The sequence below is a fragment of the Mycoplana sp. MJR14 genome (assembly GCF_029210525.1).
Taxonomy (GTDB): domain Bacteria; phylum Pseudomonadota; class Alphaproteobacteria; order Rhizobiales; family Rhizobiaceae; genus Mycoplana.
Genome location: NZ_JARGEO010000004.1, coordinates 266,817 through 285,542 on the forward strand (window position 1 = coordinate 266,817; position 18,726 = coordinate 285,542).

Here is an 18,726-nt window from a genome sequence, read left to right on the forward strand (position 1 = left end):
ACCGTCATACCCGCTTGCACAGTCAACAGGAAGTCACGAAGGAGTGAGGCTTCCTTAACGGGAACTATGGCCCGAAAACAAATGCCGGGGCAATCGCCCCGGCACCGCATTGATTGAAAATCCAGTCGAAATCAGGCGGCGAGATCGCGCAGAACCGTCTGCAGGATACCGCCGTTGTTCATATAGGTCACCTCGTCGAGCGTATCGATGCGGCAGAGGAGCGGAACCTCCTTCACCGTGCCGTCGGAGTAGGTGATCTTGGCGATCTTCTTCTCGCGTGGCTTGATCTCGCCCTCCAGCCCGTCGATCTCGACGAGTTCGTCGCCCTTCAGGTCGAGGCTTGCCCAGGTCGTGCCTTCCTCGAAGACGAAGGGCACGACGCCCATGCCGACGAGGTTGGAGCGGTGGATGCGCTCGAAGGACTGGGCGATCACGGCCTTGACGCCGAGCAGGTTGGTGCCCTTGGCCGCCCAGTCGCGCGAGGAGCCGTTGCCGTATTCGACGCCGGCGAAGATGACGAGCGGGGTGCCCTCTTCCTTGTACTTCATGGCCGCATCGTAGATCGACATCTCTTCCTTGGACGGATAGTGGATGGTGTAGCCACCTTCCTTGCCGTTCGGGCCGAGCATGTGGTTGCGGATGCGGATGTTGGCAAACGTGCCGCGCATCATCACCTCGTGATTGCCGCGGCGCGTGCCGTACTGGTTGAAGTCGGCGACCTGGACGCCGTTGCCGAGCAGGTAGGCGCCGGCCGGCGAGGCGGCCTTGATGGAGCCTGCAGGCGAGATGTGGTCGGTGGTGATCTTGTCGCCGAACAGGCCGAGGACGCGCGCACCCTTGATGTTCTTGATGCCGGAGCCCTTCTTGCCCATGCCGACGAAGTAGGGCGGGTTCTGCACGTAGGTCGACTTGTCGTCCCAGGCATAGGTCTGGCCTGCCGGAACCTGCACCGCCTGCCAGTTGGCGTCGCCCTTGAAGACGTCGGCGTACTTGGTGGCGTAGAGTTCGCGGGTGACGTACTTCATGATGAAGTCCTGGATCTCCTTGGAGGAGGGCCAGATGTCCTTCAGATAGACCGGCTTGCCGTCCTTGTCCTCGCCGATCGGCTCCTTGGTCAGGTCCTTCTGGACCGTGCCTGCGAGCGCGTAGGCGACGACGAGCGGCGGGGAAGCCAGGTAGTTGGCCTGGACGTCCGGCGAGATGCGGCCTTCGAAGTTGCGGTTGCCCGAGAGCACGCCGGCGGTGATCAGGCCCTTGTCGTTGATCGTCTTGGAGATCGGCGCCGGCAGCGGGCCGGAGTTGCCGATGCAGGTCGTGCAGCCGAAGCCGACGAGGTTGAAGCCGAGCGCGTCGAGGTCCTTCTGCAGGCCGGACTTGGCGAGGTATTCGCCGACCACCTGCGATCCCGGTGCGAGCGAGGTCTTCACCCACGGCTTGGACTTCAGCCCCCTGGCGACCGCGTTGCGGGCCAGAAGGCCGGCGGCGATCAGGACGCTCGGGTTGGAGGTGTTGGTGCACGACGTGATGGCGGCGATCGCCACGTCGCCGTGGCCGAGATCGAAGTCGGTGCCTTCGACCGCATAGCGGTTCTGGAGCTGGCCGGGCTTCTTGTAGTCGTTCTCGAGCGCGGTCGCGAAATTGGGCGCGATGGTCTCGAGCGGCAGGCGGCCTTCCGGACGCTTCGGGCCGGCCATCGAGGGGACGACGTCGCCGAGGTCGAGCTCCAGCGTGTCGGTGAAGACGAGGTCGGAGCCGTCGCCTTCGCGCCACATGCCCTGCGCCTTCGAGTAGGCCTCGACGAGCGCGATCCGCTTCTCTTCGCGGCCGGACATGGTGAGGTAGTTGATCGTCTCCGCGTCGACCGGGAAGAAGCCGCAGGTGGCGCCGTACTCAGGCCCCATGTTGCCGATGGTGGCGCGGTCGGCGAGCGTCATGTTGTCGAGGCCGGGGCCGAAGAATTCGACGAACTTGGAGACGACGCCCTTCTTGCGCAGCATCTGCACGACGGTCAGCACGAGGTCGGTGGCGGTGACGCCTTCCTTCAGCTTGCCGGTCAGCTTGAAGCCGATGACTTCCGGCAGGAGCATGGAGACCGGCTGGCCGAGCATGGCGGCTTCCGCCTCGATGCCGCCCACGCCCCAGCCGAGAACGCCGAGGCCGTTGATCATCGTCGTGTGGCTGTCGGTGCCGACGCAGGTGTCCGGATAGGCGATCGTCTCGCCGTCCTCTTCCTTGGTCCAGACGGTCTGGCCGAGATATTCGAGGTTGACCTGGTGGCAGATGCCGGTGCCGGGGGGGACGACGCGGAAGTTCTTGAACGCCTGCTGGCCCCACTTCAGGAAGCGGTAGCGCTCGCCGTTGCGCTCGTATTCGAGCTCGACGTTGCGGGCGAAGGCGGAAGCGGTGCCGAACTCGTCGACGATGACGGAGTGGTCGATGACGAGGTCGACGGGCACGAGCGGGTTGATCTTTTCCGGATCGCCGCCGAGCGCCTTGATACCGTCACGCATGGCGGCGAGGTCGACGACGGCAGGAACGCCGGTGAAGTCCTGCATCAGCACGCGGGCGGGGCGGTAGGCGATCTCGCTCTCCGTCAGGCCCTTGTTCGTCAGCCAGGCGGCGACGCTCTCGATGTCCTTCTTCGTGACCGACCGGCCGTCCTCGTTGCGCAGCAGGTTCTCGAGCAGCACCTTCATCGAATAGGGGAGCTTCGAGACGCCGGCGAGGCCGTTGGCCTCGGCCCTGGGGAGGCTGTAGTAAACGTAGTCGACATCGCCGACCTTGAGCGTCGAGCGACAGTTGAAGCTGTCTAGGGATTTGGACACTTGATACCCCGTTCCGTCTGGTCGCCAAAAGCTGACGTACGAACGCCCGTGCGCCTGGGAGGCGCTGTATGGGATGCGGGTGCGGCCATTTCCGCTGTCCGTACGCGGAAGTCATTTCCGGGTTCGGCGCTAGGATGAAATTCACGCCGACCGCTGGCGTGTTGCGGGCCTTATAGATAATTTCTAAGGAACGATCCAGAGGACCGGTGTATGGATCGGAAGAATTTTTTTGCAGTGCGACCAAGGTCGCAGAGGGAAAGCGAACAGGATGCGCCTCGTTGCCGAGCGGCTGAGTGCAAGACGGGGCGAAGACCTGATCTTCCGGGACATTTCCTTCGAAATCGGGCCCGGAGAGGCCCTGGTGGTGAAGGGGCCGAACGGGTCGGGCAAGTCGACATTGCTGCGCGTCGTGGCGGGCCTGCTGCCCCGCGAGGCCGGCAAGGTCGCGCTTGCCGGGGAGGGTGCGCAGGCGTTCGAGACCGTCGCATCCGCCTGCCACTATCTCGGCCACCGCAATGCGATGAAGCGCGAGCTGACGGTGGAGGAAAACCTGCATTTCTGGAAGGCGTTTGCCGGTGATTCGCACGGCGGCGCGGGCGTGGCGATCGACGCGGCGGCAGAGGCCGTCGGCCTCGGCGGCATCGTGCACCTGCCGTTCGGCTACCTGTCCGCCGGCCAGCAGCGGCGGATGGCGATGGCGAAGCTGCTCGTCGCCTGGCGACCGATCTGGATTCTCGACGAACCGACGGCGGCGCTGGACGCGGCCGCCGAGACGATGTTCGCCGGGCTGGTGAAGGCGCATCTTTCGCAGGGCGGGCTGGCGCTCGCCGCGACGCACCAGCCGCTGGGACTCGGAGCGGCGCAGGAGCTGCACATGGCGGGGTTCGCCGGGGTTTCCGTGGAGGCGTGGGCGTGAGGGATTTCTGCGTTTTCCATGTACGTTTGCCCATTCGGTGCGCATGGCCCCTCACCCTGACCCTCCCCCCGCAGGCGGAAAGAGGGGACGGAGACGTCAGCGGCACGCGTCCTTTTCCCCGCATGCGGGGAAAAGGTGCCGGCAGGCGGATGAGAGGTGGCTGCGCGCACACCGGCCGGAGGGCTTTCGCATGACCGCCCTCCTCTTCCGCGACCTGAAGCTCGCCGTGCGCGCCGGGGGCGGGGCGATGATCGGGGTCCTGTTCTTCATGACCGTGGTCGCCGTCATCCCCTTCGGCGTCGGACCGGACCTGAACCTGCTCGCCCGCATCGGCCCGGCGATCCTGTGGATCGGCGCGCTGCTCGCCGCCCTCCTCGGCCTCGACCGCCTGTTCCAGGCCGAGCGCGAGGACGGTTCGCTCGACCTGATCCTGATGCAGGAGACGCCGCTGGTGCTGACGGTGCTGGTCAAGTGCCTGGCGCACTGGCTTGCGACCGGCCTGCCGCTGGTGGTCGCCTCGCCGCTTCTGGCGCTGTTCATGAACATGGACGCAGCCGCGATGGCGGCGACGATGCTGACGCTGCTCGTCGGAACGCCGGCGATCACCTTCATCGGCGCCGCCGGCGCCGCCGTCGCCGTGGCGCTGCCGCGCGGCGGGCTGCTCGTCTCGATCCTCGTCCTGCCGCTCGCGATCCCGGTCCTCATCTTCGGGGTCAGCGCCGTCTATGCCGCCGTGCAGGAGCCGGCGCCGTTCCTGCCGCCGTTCCTGTTTCTGACCGCGCTGACGCTGGTCTTCGCCGTCATCGGCCCGGTCGCCGCCGCCGCGGCACTTCGCGCGTCGACGAATTGACGCAAATGTGATTGATGGCGGTCAATTGCAGCTGTGGGGGGAAAGCGGTAGATAGAGCCCATGAGCGAACAGAGCCTGGCCATCCGCAAGTTTTCCGATCTCGCCAACCCGACCCGGTTCCTGGCGTTGAGCGCGATCGTCTGGCCATGGATGGCGGCGATCACGGCGTTGTTCTTCGCCGTCGGCCTCTATCTCTGTTTCATATCGGTCGGCGACTACCAGCAGGGCGAGACGGTCCGGATCATGTATGTGCACGTGCCGGCGGCCTGGCTGTCGATGATGTGCTACTCGGTCATGGCGGTCTCGGCGCTGGGCACGCTCGTCTGGCGGCATCCGCTCGCCGACGTCTCGGCGAAGACGGCCGCGCCGATTGGCGCCTGTTTCACCTTCATCGCGCTGATCACCGGCTCGCTGTGGGGCAAGCCGATGTGGGGCACCTGGTGGGTCTGGGACGCCCGGCTGACGTCGGTCTTCGTGCTCTTTCTGATGTATCTCGGCCTGATCGCGCTGAACCGCGCCGTCGACGATCCCGCGCGCGCGGCCAAGGTCAGCGCCATCCTGATCCTCGTCGGCTTCGTCAACATCCCGATCATCAAGTTCTCGGTCGAGTGGTGGAACACGCTGCACCAGCCGGCGAGCGTCATCCGCCTCGACGGGCCGACGATCGACCCGGAATTCCTGTGGCCGCTGCTGGTGATGGCGATCGCGTTCACGCTCTTGTTCTTCACCCTGCACATCCTGGCCATGCGCAACGAGATCCTGCGCCGGCGGGTGGCGACCCTGCGGCGGCTGGCCGCCCGCTCCGCCGGCTACGGGGAGGCGTCCCGATGAGCCATGCCGCCTATGTCGCCGCCTCCTATGGCGCCGCCCTTCTGACCGTCGCCGGTCTCATCCTCTGGGTCTGGCTCGATGGCCGCGCCCGCCGGCGGGAACTGGCGGCGCTGGAGGCGGCCGGCATCCGCCGTCGCTCCGCCGGGGAGGCCATGTGAGCGTGCCGGCAGACGGAAAGCCGGCCGACGACAGGCCGGCCGGGTCACGGACGCGCGTGCTCCTGGCGCTGCTGCCGCTCGCCATTTTCGTCGCACTGGCCTCGATCTTCTTCTTCCAGCTTCGATCCGGGCGCGATCTTTCGGAAATCCCCTCCGCCCTGATTGGGACCAAGGCGCCGTTCCGGAACCTGGAGCCGCTTGCGGGGGCGATGCGCGACGGGGTCCCGGTGCCGCCGCTGACGGCGGAGACGGTGAAGGGCAAGCTGACCCTCGTCAATTTCTGGGCGTCCTGGTGCGTGCCGTGCCGGCAGGAGCACCCCGTCATCATGGCGCTGGCGCAGGATCCGCGGCTGACCGTCGTCGGCGTCAACTACAAGGACGGCAACGAGAACGCGCTGCGGTTCCTCGGCGAGCTCGGCAATCCCTTTGCCGCCATCGGCCTCGATCCGCAGGGCAAGATGGCGATCGACTTCGGCGTTTACGGGATTCCCGAATCCTATCTCGTCGGGCCCGACGGCACGATCCTCTACAAGAAGGTCGGGCCGTTCGACGGGGACAGTCTGAAGAACGGGCTGATGCCGGCGATCGAGAAGGCGCTGGCCGCTCCCGCGCCGGCAGGCTGAGCTTCCGACAATCGTCGCGCCGGGCCTCGAGCGGTATCCGGTCCGCGCAAGTTGTCGTGCGATAAGGCATTTTTCGCGCCGCGGACGCGACGCTGCCGGATCCCGGATCAAGGCCGGGATGACGGCATAGAGTGTGGCGGCGCCGAGATGAAAAGGCCGGACGGTCGGCGGGCGTGTCTTTCGTGCCCTCAGGGCGTCCGGCCCTCTTCCGGCTGCTCCACCGAGTATTTCATGATCAGCGGCATCTGGGCGAGGGTGAAGAGGATGGTGATCGGCATCGTGCCCCAGACCTTGAAGGCCACCCAGAAGTCGGTGGAGAAGCTGCGCCAGACGACCTCGTTGAGGATCGCGAGCACGAGGAAGAACAGGCCCCAGCGCAGCGTCAGACGGCGCCAGCCTTCCTCGGTCAGCCTGAAGGCGGCGTTGAAGACGTAGCCGAGCAGCGGCTTGCCGAAGGCGAGGCCGCCGAGCAGGATCGCGCCGAACAGCGTATTGACGATGGTCGGCTTCATCTTGATGAAGGCGTCGTTCTGCAAATAGAGCGTCAGCGCCCCGAAGACGAAGACGACGATGCCTGAGACCAGCGGCATCATCGGCAGGGTGCGCGTCAGCGCCCAGGAAACGATCAGCGCCGTCGCGGTCGCGGCCATGAACAGGCCGGTGGCGATGAAGATCGGGCCGCCGAGTTCCGTCAGGGCCGGGAACTTCCCAGCCAGCCATTCGCCTTTCGAATTGGCGAAGAAGAAGACGACGAGCGGGCCGAGCTCCAGCAGGAGCTTCAGCGCCGGGCTGACCTTGGGCTTGCCGGCGTCTTCCAGCGTCTCGATGATCCTGTCGTTGCTCATGCCTCAACCCCTGCAATCGCCTGCGCGAAATCTTTCGCCTCGAACGGTTCGAGGTCGTCGATCCCTTCGCCGACGCCGATGAAATAGACCGGCAGCTTGTGCTTGGCGGCGATCGCCACCAGGATGCCGCCGCGAGCCGTACCGTCCAATTTTGTCATGATCAGGCCGGAGACCCCCGCGACGTTGCGGAAAATCTCGACCTGGTTCATCGCGTTCTGGCCGGTCGTGGCGTCGAGCGTCTGGAGCACGGTGTGCGGGGCGTCCGGATCGAGCTTGCCGAGCACGCGGACGATCTTCTCCAGCTCCGCCATCAGTTCGGCCTTGTTCTGCAGCCGGCCGGCGGTGTCGACGATGAGGACGTCGCTCTTCTTCTCCTTCGCCTGCTCGTAGGCCTCGTAGGCCAGCCCCGCGGCATCGGCGCCGAGCTTGGAGGAGACGATGTCGGACCCGGTGCGCTCGGCCCAGATGTGGAGCTGCTCGATCGCGGCGGCGCGGAAGGTGTCGCCGGCGGCCATCATCACCTTCAGGCCGGCGCCCGAAAGCTTTGCGGCGAGCTTGCCGATCGTCGTCGTCTTGCCGGTGCCGTTGACGCCGACGACGAGGATGACGTGCGGCTTGTGCGAGAGGTCGAGCTCGAGCGGCCTTGCGACTGGCTCGAGCACCTTGGTGATCTCGCCGGCCATGATGCGGCCGACGTCTTCCCCGGTGACGTCCTTGCCATAGCGCTCGGCAGCGAGCGTGTCGGTGATGCGCAGCGCCGTCTCGACGCCGAGGTCGGCCTGGATCAGCAGGTCCTCGAGATCCTGCAGCGTCGCATCGTCGAGCTTGCGCTTGGTGAACAGGCTGGCGATCTGGCCGGTCAGGTGCGAGGAGGTGCGCGCAAGGCCGGCGCGCAGGCGCTGGAACCAACTGAGCTTCGGCGCCGGCGCGGCAGCCGCCTCTTCCTTGGGCTTCCGGTCGGCCGCGGAGAAGCCCTTCGGCAGAACCGGTTGCGGGCGGCTCTCGTCGTCGGCCTCCCGGTCGGTCTGTCTTGCCTTCTTCGCCTTGGGACGGGCCGGCTTTTCGACCCGGGTCGCGGGCTCGTCGAGCGGAAGGGGCGACGGTTCGGAAAGCTCGGCTTCCGCGTCGGCATCGGCGGCCCTGAACGCGTCGTCAGCCGCGGCGGTATCGACCGGCGCTTCCGCGGCGATCTCCTCATGGGCGTGTTCGACGCCGCCCAGGCCGATGTTCACCAGTTCGGCGGCGCGGATGGCTTCCGCCTCGGGCGTGAGCGCCGTGTCGGGTTGGCCGACGGCCTCTTCGGCCGGCTCGACCAGGTCCGGCGCCGGGCCGCCGGCGGTCTCGATCTCCGGCTCCAGCACCTCGTCGGGCGCGACCGGCAGCGGATGGACGACCGGCGGGAGCGGGTAGATGTCGATCTGCGGCTCGCGATGGAGCGTGGCCTCGGGATTGGCGGCCTCGGCCTCCTCGAGCAAAAGGTCGTGCTCGCCTTCGGGCTCTGCGGACACGGGCCCGGCGTCGATCGGCTCGGTCGGCGGAATGCCGGCGTCCTCGACAAGCGGGGCCCGATCGGGCGGTGCGGCCTCCTCATGCTTTTCCGGCGCGGGCGCGGTGTCCTTGCCGAAGGTGAAGACTTTCTTGATGAAGCCGAAGGCCATGAATGATTTCCGCTAGTTGCGAACGGATGCGGGGTCTGCCCGCACGGTCAGGTGCTTGCCATTGTGGCCGGTGACGATCACCGAAACAAGGTCACGCGGGACAAGGCCGGTGGCGTCGGCCAGCGTGAAATTCTCCGTATGCGCCAGGCCGTTGTTTTCGACAAGGATCGTCTGTCGGCTGCCGGTCATGGCGGAGAAATGGGCCAGTTGCAGCTTTTGTCCAGTCTCGCGCAGGTGCGCGGCGCGCTCCTTGACCAGCGCGCGGTCGAGCTGCGGCATGCGCGCGGCCGGCGTGCCCGGCCTCGGGCTGTAGGGGAAGACGTGCAACTGGGCGATGCCGCAGGCCTCGGCGAGTGTCGCGCTCTGCTCGGCCATCTCCGCAGTCTCGGTCGGAAAGCCGGCGATCATGTCGGCGCCGAAGCTGATCTGCGGCCGAAGGGCGCGCGCCTTGCGACAGAACTCGATCGCGTCCTGGCGCGAATGCCGCCGCTTCATCCGCTTGAGGATCAGGTCGCAGCCGTGCTGCAGCGACAGATGCAGGTGGGGCATGAAACGCGGTTCGTCGGCGATCAGGTCGAAGAGGTGGCCGTCCGCCTCGATGCCGTCGATCGAGGAAAGCCTGAGCCGAAGGATGTCGGGTACCTGCCTCAGCAGGGTCTTGGCGAGCAGCCCGAGGGTCGGCTGCCCGGGAAGGTCCGCGCCGTAGCTCGTGGCGTCGACGCCGGTGAGCACGATCTCGCGATAGCCGCCCTCGACCAGCCGGCGCGCCTGGTCGACGATCGCGCCCATCGGCACGGAGCGGGAATTGCCGCGGCCGAAGGGGATGATGCAGAAGGTGCAGCGGTGGTCGCAGCCGTTCTGCACCTGGATGAAGGCGCGCACATGGCCGTCGATGGCCTTGACCATCTGCGGCGCGGTCTCGGTCACGCTCATGATGTCGTTGACGCGGACTTTTTCCTCGGCCGAGACGCCGAAATCCGGCAGGGATCGGTAGGAGGCGCTTTTGAGCTTCTCCTCGTTGCCGAGCACGGCGTCGACCTCCGGCATGCCGGCAAAGGTCTCCTTCTCCGTCTGCGCGGCGCAGCCGGTGACGATGATGCGGGCATGGGGATTGTCGCGGCGGGCGCGGCGGATCGCCTGGCGGGCCTGGCGCACGGCCTCGCCGGTCACCGCGCAGGTGTTGACGAGGATGGCGTTGTTCAGCCCCGCCTTTTCGGCCTCGCCGCGCATCACTTCCGATTCGTAGGTGTTGAGACGGCAGCCGAAGGTGATGACCTCGACGCCGCTCAAAGCGCGGCCGCTCCGCCTTCGGCCACGTCCCGGCGCCAGGTGCCGGTCGCAGGATCGACGGTGCCGGACCACTCCCATTCGGCCGGCCCGGTCATGATCACGTGGTCGTCGCTCTCGCGCCACTCGATCTGCAGCGTGCCGCGGTTCGGGCTGCTGGCGACGGTGATGGCGACCTTGCGCCCGGTGCGCCCGGTGCGGGCGCCGCTGACGGCCGCGGCACAGGCGGCCGAGCCGCAGGCGAGCGTCAGCCCGGCGCTGCGTTCCCAGGTACGCGTCCTCATCGACGAGCGGGACGTGACCTCGGTCAGCGTGATGTTGGCCCGCTCAGGGAAGATCGGGTGGTTCTCGAGCAGGGGGCCGAAGCGGGCGAGATCGAAGGACATCACGTCGCGATCGACCCAGAAGACGGCGTGCGGATTGCCCATCGACACGGCCGAGGGCGAATGCAGCACCGGATCGTCGATCGGACCGATCTGCAGTTCGATGCGGCTGGTATCGAAGAATTCCTCTGCCAGCGGGATCCTGTCCCAGGCGAAGACGGGCCTGCCCATGTCGACGGAGATCGTGCCGTCTTCGTGCTCCACCGCGTTCAGGATGCCGGCGACGGTCTGGAAGGCGAACGCCTTCTTGCCGGTCTCGGCGGCAAGCGCCTGGACGACGCAGCGCGTGCCGTTGCCGCAGGCCTGCGCCAGGGTGCCGTCGCAGTTGAGGATGTCGATGAAGGCGTCGGTGCCGTCCGCCTTCGGATCGTGGATCGCCATGATCTGGTCGAAGACGGTCTCGGCATCGGCGGCGAGCGCGATCGCCGCCGCCGGCGTCACCCGGTCGGTGCGGCCGCGCATGTCGACGACCAGGATCTTGTTGCCAAGCCCGTTCATCTTCGCGAATGCGACAAGGTCTGCCATGTTGCCCATCCCGTCGGGCGCCGATTGCCCGTCTTCAGGCGTATATGGCGGAACTGCCGGAAAATTACCAGAGGCGTGCGGGCCTACCGGATCTCAGGCAAACGTCTCTTCCACCAGCGCATGCACCCGGTTGAAGGCGGCCTTGGCGCCTTCGGCGACCTTGAGCTCGTCCGCCTCCGACATGGGCAGGGCGTTGTAGGCGGAGACGAAGTTGCGCCAGTGCAGGCCGCGGCCGTCCGGATGGCCGGCAAGATGCCGTGCGCCGGCGTCTTCCGACAGGCCGAGCTTGATCGCCTCCTTCAGCAGGAAGGCGGCGCCGAGGTTGGATCCTTCGGCGACATAGACCCAGCCGAGCGCGGTCGGAAGGTCGAGCGCGCCGTTGCGGCTTTCGATCGCGGCCGGCTCGTTGCCGGTGATGTCCCGGATGTCCTGCTTGATCGCCTGGAAGCGGCAGCGGTCTGCAAGGCCCGGCAACAGCCGGTTGAGCTCGGGCGCGGCATAGAGCGGGGCGACATCGGCATGGAAGCCGTGCTGCACGTCCAGAAACTGCGCATAGCGTTCCTTGCTCGCGAAAGGCTGGGCGGCCATGATCCGCTTGTCGAGACGGTCGTGCGTCGCATCCGTCATCGCCTTCAGGCGCTGGATCCGGGTGGCCGCGGCGGGATTGTCCAGTTCGATCTGCATTTCTTTCCCCAAAAACTCATGAATTAACCTATCAAGCAAATGTGAGCGTCTTTCGTCAAGCCGGGACATCGAAGACTTCGCCGGAATGCATCGGCCGGAAGCGCCAGGGGGCGATGCCGCGGCGGTCGAGTGCCGCGTGCAGGGCCGCCAGCGGATCGCCGATCGCCTCGTCGGTCAGCTGGAACGTTCCCCAATGATGGCCGATCGCGAAGTCCGCGCCGCAGAGCAGCATGCCCTCCACCGCCTCTTCCGGGTTCTGGTGCTGCGCCTTCATGAACCAGCGCGGCTCGTAGGCGCCGACGGGCAGGTTGGCGAGCCGGAAGCCGCCATGCTTTTCCTTCGCCGCGCGGTAGTTCGCGCCGCCGTGGAAGCCGGTATCGCCGACATGGTAGATCTTTCCGGCAGGCGTGGCGACGACGAAGGCGGCCCACAGGGCCATGCGGCGGTCGCGCGTGCCGCGGGCCGACCAGTGGTGGCAGGGCTCGCAATCGATGGCGATCCCGCCTTCCAGCGAAAGCCGGTCGCCCCAGTCCATCGTCGAAAAGCGGGCGCCGGGGATCACACGGCGGATGATCGTGTCGTTTCCGAGCGGGGTGACGATGCGCGGTGCGTGACGGGCCTGCAGCCGGCTCAGCGTGGCGAGATCGAGGTGGTCGTAGTGGTTGTGGGTGACGATGACGATGTCGATCGGCGGCAGGTCGTCGAAGCGGACGCCCGGCGCCGCCACCCGCCTCGGACCGGCGAAGGAAAACGGGCTGGCGCGTTGCGACCATACCGGATCGGTGAGGATGTTGAGGCCGGCGACCTGGATCAGCAGGGACGCGTGGCCGATCATGGTGACCCGCAGGCCATCGCCGCCCACGCGCTCGTCGGGCCGCACCGGCGCAAAGGGGCTCTCCGCGCGCTTCGGCCACCGCGCCCGGCCGCCGCCGAACTGCCAGCGCATTAGATCGCGAAGGCCGAGCGGCGTTTCCCCTTCGGGATTGAAGAACACCGTGCCGTCGAAGTGATCGGAGACGGGTCCGTCATAGTAGGGGTTGCGAGGCCTGTTCTCGCGCGGCGTCTGTTTCATGCCGAACCAATCAATGTTGCTGGACGCATGATCTGGGAGGTCGGCGCGTGCTTTGTAAGGGTTCCGGCCGGCTTTCGCGCATTTTCAGCCGCTATCCTTGACTTTGGCGCCGCTTTCCTGTTTATCCGCGCCATCTGCGACAAGTTCAGACACTTGAAGCCGCCGACCGGGACCCGAAAAGGTATAAAGAGATCCCGGAGGTCAACACCCGACAGCGCGATGCGCCCTCGGGTGGTTTTCGGCTTTGCGTCTTGTTTTCGTCGCAGATAGCACCGACGTTTCCGGGGAGCCGGAAACAAGAAGGAAGACCCGATGTTTGAAACACTCCAGGACCGCCTTGGCGCCATCTTGAATGGGCTGACAGGCCGCGGTGCGCTCTCCGAGGCCGACGTCTCGGCGGCGCTGCGCGAGGTCCGCCGCGCGCTTCTGGAAGCGGACGTGGCGCTGGAAGTGGTGCGCGCCTTCACCGATGCCGTGCGCGAAAAGGCGGTCGGCGCGGAGATCCTGAAGTCGATCAAGCCCGGCCAGATGGTCGTCAAGATCGTCCACGACGAGCTGGTCTCCATGCTCGGCTCCGAGGGCGTGTCGATCGACCTGAACGCCGCCGCGCCCGTCGTCATCATGATGGTCGGCCTGCAGGGCTCGGGCAAGACGACGACGTCGGGCAAGATCGCCAATCGGCTGAAGACGCGCGACAAGAAGAAGGTCCTGCTGGCCTCGCTCGATACGCGCCGTCCGGCCGCACAGGAGCAGTTGCGCCAGCTCGGCGTCCAGACCGGCATCGACACGCTGCCGATCATCGCCGGCCAGTCGCCGACCGATATCGCCGCGCGCGCCGTTCAGGCCGCGAGGCTCGGCGGCCACGACGTCGTCATCCTCGACACCGCCGGCCGCACGCATATCGACGAGCCGCTGATGATCGAGATGGCGGAGATCAAGCGGAAGTCCAATCCGCACGAGATCCTGCTCGTCGCCGACGCGCTGACCGGCCAGGACGCGGTCAACCTCGCCCGCAACTTCGACGATCGCGTCGGCATCACCGGCCTCGTCTTGACCCGCATGGACGGCGACGGCCGCGGCGGTGCGGCGCTTTCGATGCGGGCCGTCACCGGCAAGCCGATCAAGCTGATCGGCGTCGGCGAGAAGATGGGTGAGCTGGAGGAATTCCATCCCCGCCGCGTCGCCGACCGCATCCTCGGCATGGGCGACATCGTCTCGCTCGTCGAGAAGGCGGCCGAGAACATCGACGCCGAAAAGGCGGCCGCGATGGCCGCCAAGATGGCGAAGGGCAAGTTCGACCTGAACGACCTCGCCGACCAGCTCCGCCAGATGCAGAAGATGGGCGGCATGGGCGGCATCATGGGGCTGATGCCCGGCATGGCCGGCATGAAGGACAAGATGGCCGCGGCCGGCCTCGACGACAAAATGTTCGGTCGCCAGCTCGCCATCATCTCGTCGATGACGAAGGCCGAGCGCGCCAACCCCGACCTGCTCAAGCATTCGCGCAAGAAGCGCATCGCCGCCGGTTCCGGCACCGATGCCGCCGACATCAACAAGCTTCTGAAGATGCACCGCCAGATGGCCGACATGATGAAGATGATGGGCGGCAAGAAGGGCGGCATGATGAAGCAGATGATGGGCGGCCTTGCCGGCAAGATGGGGCTGGGCGGCCTCGGCGGCGGCATGGGCGGTATGGGCGGCATGCCCGACCTGTCGAAGCTCGACCCGAAGCAGCTCGAAGCGTTGCAGAAGCAGGCGGAAGCCGCGGGCCTCAAGCCGGGCGGCGGCATGCCGGGCCTCGGCGGCGGCGGGCTTCCCGGCCTCGGCGGCAAGCTGCCCGGCCTTGGCGGCGGTTTCCCGGGCCTTCCCGGCCTGCCGAAGAAGAAGTGAGGTAGCGGGCGATGACCGATCCCGAGATCAAGAAGCAGCTGGCCGAGTACCGCCAGTCGATCGACAACATCGACGCCGCCCTGGTGCATATCCTGGCCGAGCGCTTCCGCTGCACCAAGGCCGTCGGCGTGCTCAAGGCCGCCCACGATTTGCCGCCGGCGGACCCGGCGCGCGAGGAATACCAGATCGAACGTCTTCGTCGTCTGGCGAAGGACGCCAATCTGGATCCGGATTTCGCGGAGAAGTTCCTGAACTTCGTCATCCGCGAGGTGATCCGGCATCATGAAGCCATCGCCGCCGATTACAGCGGCTCCAACAACCAGCCTACCGCTTGAAGACAAGCGGCCTCTGATTACGCTCAAGGAGAAATGAAATGTCCCTGAAGATCCGTCTCGCCCGTGGTGGTTCCAAGAAGCGCCCGTACTACCAGATCGTCGTTGCCGACGCCCGTTCGCCCCGCGACGGCCGCTTCCTCGAGAAGGTCGGTTCCTGGAACCCGATGCTGGCCAAGGACGATGCCAAGCGCGTCGAGCTCAATGCCGAGCGCATCAAGGAATGGCTTGCCAAGGGCGCCCAGCCGACCGACCGTGTGCTGCGCTTCCTGAACGAAGCCGGCCTTGCCAAGCGCGACGCCCGCAACAACCCGGAAAAGGCAAAGCCGGGCAAGAAGGCGCTCGAGCGCGTCGCCGAGAAGAAGCAGAAGGCCGAGGACGCCGCTGCTGCCGCTGCCGCCGAATAATCCCGGCGCAGCGAAATTCGGGCGGGCGGCGTGTCTCATGCCGCCCGTTTTCGTTTGGCGTATTCTTTGTCTGACTGTTTTTGACCGCGGGCCGGATCGATGAGCAAACTTCAAAATCCCGTGCTGATGGGCACGATCGGCGCAGCGCAGGGCCTGCGCGGCGAAGTCCGCGTCAAGAGCTATACGCTCGATCCCGTTTCGCTCGGCGACTACGGCAACCTTCACAGCGAGGACGGCCGGGTCTTCGAGGTGCTGGAGATCCGCGAGCAGAAGGAGATGGCGATCGTCCGCTTTCGCGGCGTGAACGACCGCACCGCGGCCGAGGCGCTGCGGGGCCTGGATCTCTATATCGAACGTGACAAGCTGCCGGACGAGGAACTGGACGACGACGAGTTCTTCTACGCCGATCTCGAAGGGCTGGAGGCGGTCGATGCCACCGGGCGCAGCCACGGCACGGTCAGCGGCATCTTCGATTTCGGCGCCGGCGACCTTCTGGAGCTGAAAGGGCCCGGCAAGCGGCCGGTGCTCATTCCCTTCTCCGAGACCGCCGTGATCGAGATCGATCTGGAGAACGGGCGGCTGCTGATCGATCCGGTTGCCGCCGGGCTCGAAGGCGGCGACGAGGAGGGACCGGGCAGCCGCAAGCGCCGCCCGCCGCGCGAGGGGGAATGACGTGGCTTTCCGCGCCACCATCCTGACGCTCTACCCGGAGATGTTTCCGGGCTTTCTCGGACAGTCCCTGTCCGGCAAGGCGCTCCTGCGCGGCGACTGGTCGCTCGAGACCGTCCAGATCCGCGATTTCGCCACCGATCGGCATCGGACGGTGGACGATACGCCGGCCGGCGGCGGTGCCGGCATGGTGCTCAAGCCCGACGTGCTCGCACAGGCGATCGACCAGGCTTCGCCGGATGGGGACGCACGTCCGCGGCTGCTGATGAGCCCGCGTGGCCGGCCGCTGACGCAGCAGCGGGTGCGCGCGCTTGCCGCGGGCGAGGGTGCGGTCATCGTCTGCGGCCGGTTCGAGGGCGTGGACCAGCGGGTGATCGATGCGCGCGGGCTCGAGGAGGTCTCGATCGGCGACTATATCCTCTCCGGCGGCGAGCCGGCGGCGATGATCCTGCTCGACGCGATCGTCCGCATCCTTCCCGGGGTGATGGGCAACGTGCTCTCCGGCGTTCACGAGAGTTTCGAGGGCGGGCTGCTGGAGCATCCGCACTATACCCGGCCGCAGGTGTGGGAGGGCCGGGAGATCCCGGCGGTGCTGACCTCCGGCCATCACGGCGAAATCGAGAAATGGCGGCTGGCGGAGGCGCGCCGGCTGACCGAGGAGCGTCGCCCGGATCTGCTCGGCCCTCAGCCCGAGACGAAATAATAGACCGTCAGCAGCGCACCGACCGCGACGACGAGGGCGCGGATGACGGTCTGCGGGACGCGGCGGGCGACCCAGACGCCGGAATAGCCGCCAATCGCGCCGGCGGGGATCATCACCGCCGCCTGCGGCCAGCCGACCACCTTGCCGCTGGCGAAGATGACGATGGCGACGGCGGCGATCACCATGGCGAGGAAATTCTTCAGCGCGTTCAGGCGATGATAGTCTCCGCCCTTGGAGAGGCCGAGGACGGCAAGGGTCATGATGCCCATGCCGGCGCCGAAGAAGCCGCCATAGATCGAGGTCGCGAACTGGCCGACGAGCCCGAGCGGGCCGAGCGGCTGCTCGGCATGCAGGTGTTTCGGCTTCAGGAGCGGACCGGCGGCGAAGACCGCGGTGGCGCCGAGAAGCAGCCAGGGCACGAGCGCGCGGAAGCCCGGGTTGGACATGGAGAGCAAAAGCAGCGCGCCCGCGAGCCCGCCGACCAGCGACAGGGCGCCGACGACGAGCGCCTCCTTCCAGTCGGAGCGGATCTCGCGCCGGTAGGCGAGCGCGGAGGTGACATAGCCGGGGAACTGGGTGATCGAGGAGGTGGCGTTGGCGACGATCGGCGGCAGGCCGGTCAGCGTCATGGCGCCGAAGGTGAGGAAGGTGCCGCCGCCGGCGATCGCATTGACCACGCCGGACAGGAAGCCCGCGACGAACAGAATGGCGGCATCGACGATCGACATGCTCTCTCCCCCGGGGGCAGCCCGACGAGCCGCCTGTTCCTCCGGAAGCGCTGATATCGTCCGCCGCGCCGCGCTGCAATCCTCCAAAAGCCGCAAGGGCCAACGATTTATCGTGCCGCAAGGGATGACAAGGGTCGAGGAATGGTGTATTGGCCCGCTCGGTTTTGGGATCGTCCCGGAAAGCCGCAAGCAAAGAATGGCGAATCCGCTCCTGTCCGGCAACGGACATCTCCCCGAGGTTTTCACCCAAGGGACAAGGTCGAGCGCTCTGGCTGTTTCAGAAGAACGTAAAGGTTAGACCGATGAACATCATTGAGCAGCTCGAGGCCGAACAGGCCGCAAAGATCGCCGCCAAGCGCACCCTTCCCGAATTCTCCCCGGGCGACACGCTGCGCGTCAACGTCCGCGTGACGGAAGGCAGCCGTACCCGCGTGCAGGCCTATGAAGGCGTCTGCATCGCCCGCTCCGGCGGCGGCCTGAACGAGAGCTTCACCGTTCGCAAGATCTCCTACGGTGAAGGCGTCGAGCGCGTATTCCCCATCTTCTCGCCGCTCGTCGAGAGCGTCGAAGTCGTCCGCCGCGGTAAGGTCCGCCGCGCCAAGCTCTACTACCTGCGCGATCGCCGCGGCAAGTCGGCTCGTATCGTCGAGAACACCGGCACCCGCGCCCGCAAGCTGAACGACGCCGAGCGTCAGGCCGTCGCCGAGGAAAAGGCACGTCTTGAGGCCGAGAAGGTCGCAGCTGCACAGGCGCTCGCGGCCGAAAAGGCAGCGGCCGAGGCCGCGGAAGCCAAGGCCGCCGAAGAGGCAGCAAAGAACGCTGAAGCAGCGGCGGAATAAGTTTCCGGTCCCATCGGATTGACGAAGAGGCGGCTCTCGGGCCGCCTTTTTGCTGTCTGCTACCTGCTGACCGTCTGCTGCGCTGCGGAAAAAGCCCCTCTCGCGAATAGGCCGCCCGCCGGCAGCGGTATGCCAATCCATATCAGCAGGAGAATGCCGGTCGCGGCGCGAAGCCAGGCGCTCCGGCGGGGCTGCGAGATATCGATTGATCGCAGGATGGCCTGGGCGTCACCCGCTTGCGATGCAGGGACACGGAGCTCGATCCCTCCGAGCGCCGTGACGTGGTGCCATGCAACAGATGCATGGTGATAAGAGTGTGGCAGCACGAAAATGCCGGCCGCCCTCAGGATCGAGATGGCCAAGGCTGCTGAGTCCGGGCCGTAAGCCCAGCCTGCAGTTACAAAATCCCGCGCCTCCAAGGGCATGCCAACTCCGATACCGCACGAGGAAATGCCAGCCACTGCATTTGCTTGGATATTATATTTCTCCAACTGCTGTCGT

Annotated in this window: 19 protein-coding genes; 11 read left to right on the forward strand and 8 right to left on the reverse strand. The window is 66.6% G+C overall.

Features of this window, described 5'->3' with window-relative positions:
• Positions 1 to 131: 131 nt before the first annotated feature.
• Positions 132 to 2,825, reverse strand: coding sequence for an aconitate hydratase AcnA (acnA, locus tag P0086_RS11805; protein WP_275785625.1), 2,694 nt, complete (start codon positions 2,823 to 2,825; stop codon positions 132 to 134).
• A gap of 268 nt (positions 2,826 to 3,093) precedes the next feature.
• On the opposite strand from acnA, the gene ccmA reads away from it, so the two are divergent.
• The 5 genes from ccmA (at position 3,094) to P0086_RS11830 (ending at position 6,203) form a co-directional block, all read left to right on the forward strand.
• Positions 3,094 to 3,741 carry a heme ABC exporter ATP-binding protein CcmA gene (gene ccmA, locus P0086_RS11810; protein WP_275785628.1) on the forward strand — a complete coding sequence of 216 codons (648 nt, stop codon included), beginning with the start codon at positions 3,094 to 3,096 and terminating at the stop codon, positions 3,739 to 3,741.
• A gap of 190 nt (positions 3,742 to 3,931) precedes the next feature.
• Positions 3,932 to 4,591 carry a heme exporter protein CcmB gene (ccmB, locus tag P0086_RS11815; RefSeq protein WP_275785631.1) on the forward strand — a complete coding sequence of 220 codons (660 nt, stop codon included), beginning with the start codon at positions 3,932 to 3,934 and terminating at the stop codon, positions 4,589 to 4,591.
• Between the two features lie 60 nt (positions 4,592 to 4,651).
• Entirely contained in the window at positions 4,652 to 5,422 is a 771-nt protein-coding gene (locus P0086_RS11820; protein ID WP_275785633.1) for a heme ABC transporter permease, read from the forward strand.
• Positions 5,419 to 5,580 (forward strand): heme exporter protein CcmD, encoded by a 162-nt coding sequence (gene ccmD / locus P0086_RS11825; protein WP_275785636.1) that lies wholly within the window; start codon positions 5,419 to 5,421, stop codon positions 5,578 to 5,580. The genes P0086_RS11820 and ccmD overlap by 4 nt, the downstream gene beginning before the upstream one ends.
• Before the next feature lie 2 nt (positions 5,581 to 5,582).
• A complete protein-coding gene (locus tag P0086_RS11830) occupies positions 5,583 to 6,203 on the forward strand; it encodes a DsbE family thiol:disulfide interchange protein (RefSeq protein ID WP_112595824.1) in 621 nt (206 codons plus the stop codon).
• 188 nt (positions 6,204 to 6,391) lie between these two features.
• Here the strand turns inward: P0086_RS11830 and P0086_RS11835 are convergent, their stop codons facing one another.
• The 6 genes from P0086_RS11835 to P0086_RS11860 all read right to left on the reverse strand — a co-directional run bounded on the left by P0086_RS11835 (position 6,392) and on the right by P0086_RS11860 (position 12,657).
• Positions 6,392 to 7,030 (reverse strand): septation protein A, encoded by a 639-nt coding sequence (locus P0086_RS11835; RefSeq protein WP_112595822.1) that lies wholly within the window; start codon positions 7,028 to 7,030, stop codon positions 6,392 to 6,394.
• A 14-nt stretch (positions 7,031 to 7,044) separates the two neighbouring features.
• A complete protein-coding gene (ftsY, locus tag P0086_RS11840) occupies positions 7,045 to 8,706 on the reverse strand; it encodes a signal recognition particle-docking protein FtsY (RefSeq protein ID WP_275785638.1) in 1,662 nt (553 codons plus the stop codon).
• A 12-nt stretch (positions 8,707 to 8,718) separates the two neighbouring features.
• A complete protein-coding gene (gene mtaB / locus P0086_RS11845; protein ID WP_275785640.1) occupies positions 8,719 to 9,996 on the reverse strand; it encodes a tRNA (N(6)-L-threonylcarbamoyladenosine(37)-C(2))-methylthiotransferase MtaB in 1,278 nt (425 codons plus the stop codon).
• Positions 9,993 to 10,901: a diaminopimelate epimerase gene (gene dapF, locus P0086_RS11850; protein WP_275785643.1), complete on the reverse strand. Its 909-nt coding sequence runs from the start codon at positions 10,899 to 10,901 to the stop codon at positions 9,993 to 9,995. Before dapF ends, mtaB begins: the two co-directional genes overlap by 4 nt.
• Before the next feature lie 93 nt (positions 10,902 to 10,994).
• Positions 10,995 to 11,585: a biliverdin-producing heme oxygenase gene (locus P0086_RS11855; RefSeq protein WP_112595651.1), complete on the reverse strand. Its 591-nt coding sequence runs from the start codon at positions 11,583 to 11,585 to the stop codon at positions 10,995 to 10,997.
• A gap of 55 nt (positions 11,586 to 11,640) precedes the next feature.
• Positions 11,641 to 12,657, reverse strand: coding sequence for an MBL fold metallo-hydrolase (locus tag P0086_RS11860; protein WP_275785647.1), 1,017 nt, complete (start codon positions 12,655 to 12,657; stop codon positions 11,641 to 11,643).
• 312 nt (positions 12,658 to 12,969) lie between these two features.
• Between P0086_RS11860 and ffh the strand changes: the two genes are divergently transcribed.
• The 5 genes from ffh to trmD all read left to right on the forward strand — a co-directional run bounded on the left by ffh (position 12,970) and on the right by trmD (position 16,658).
• The gene (ffh, locus tag P0086_RS11865; protein WP_112595647.1) at positions 12,970 to 14,547 is read left to right on the forward strand and encodes a signal recognition particle protein; all 1,578 of its coding nucleotides are present in this window, start codon (positions 12,970 to 12,972) and stop codon (positions 14,545 to 14,547) included.
• A gap of 11 nt (positions 14,548 to 14,558) precedes the next feature.
• Entirely contained in the window at positions 14,559 to 14,882 is a 324-nt protein-coding gene (locus tag P0086_RS11870) for a chorismate mutase (RefSeq protein WP_112595645.1), read from the forward strand.
• A gap of 38 nt (positions 14,883 to 14,920) precedes the next feature.
• On the forward strand, positions 14,921 to 15,286 hold the full coding sequence (rpsP, locus tag P0086_RS11875; protein ID WP_112595643.1) for a 30S ribosomal protein S16: 366 nt from the start codon (positions 14,921 to 14,923) through the stop codon (positions 15,284 to 15,286).
• A gap of 99 nt (positions 15,287 to 15,385) precedes the next feature.
• Positions 15,386 to 15,958 (forward strand): ribosome maturation factor RimM, encoded by a 573-nt coding sequence (rimM, locus tag P0086_RS11880; protein ID WP_112595641.1) that lies wholly within the window; start codon positions 15,386 to 15,388, stop codon positions 15,956 to 15,958.
• A gap of 1 nt (position 15,959) precedes the next feature.
• Positions 15,960 to 16,658 (forward strand): tRNA (guanosine(37)-N1)-methyltransferase TrmD, encoded by a 699-nt coding sequence (gene trmD, locus P0086_RS11885; protein ID WP_148651614.1) that lies wholly within the window; start codon positions 15,960 to 15,962, stop codon positions 16,656 to 16,658.
• Here trmD and P0086_RS11890 read toward each other — a convergent pair.
• On the reverse strand, positions 16,640 to 17,386 hold the full coding sequence (locus P0086_RS11890) for a sulfite exporter TauE/SafE family protein (protein WP_112606457.1): 747 nt from the start codon (positions 17,384 to 17,386) through the stop codon (positions 16,640 to 16,642). The two genes, trmD and P0086_RS11890, sit on opposite strands and share 19 nt — an antisense overlap.
• Positions 17,387 to 17,688: 302 nt before the next feature.
• On the opposite strand from P0086_RS11890, the gene rplS reads away from it, so the two are divergent.
• Complete coding sequence (rplS, locus tag P0086_RS11895) at positions 17,689 to 18,225, forward strand: 50S ribosomal protein L19 (protein ID WP_148150186.1); 537 nt, start codon at positions 17,689 to 17,691, stop codon at positions 18,223 to 18,225.
• Positions 18,226 to 18,726: the final 501 nt, after the last annotated feature.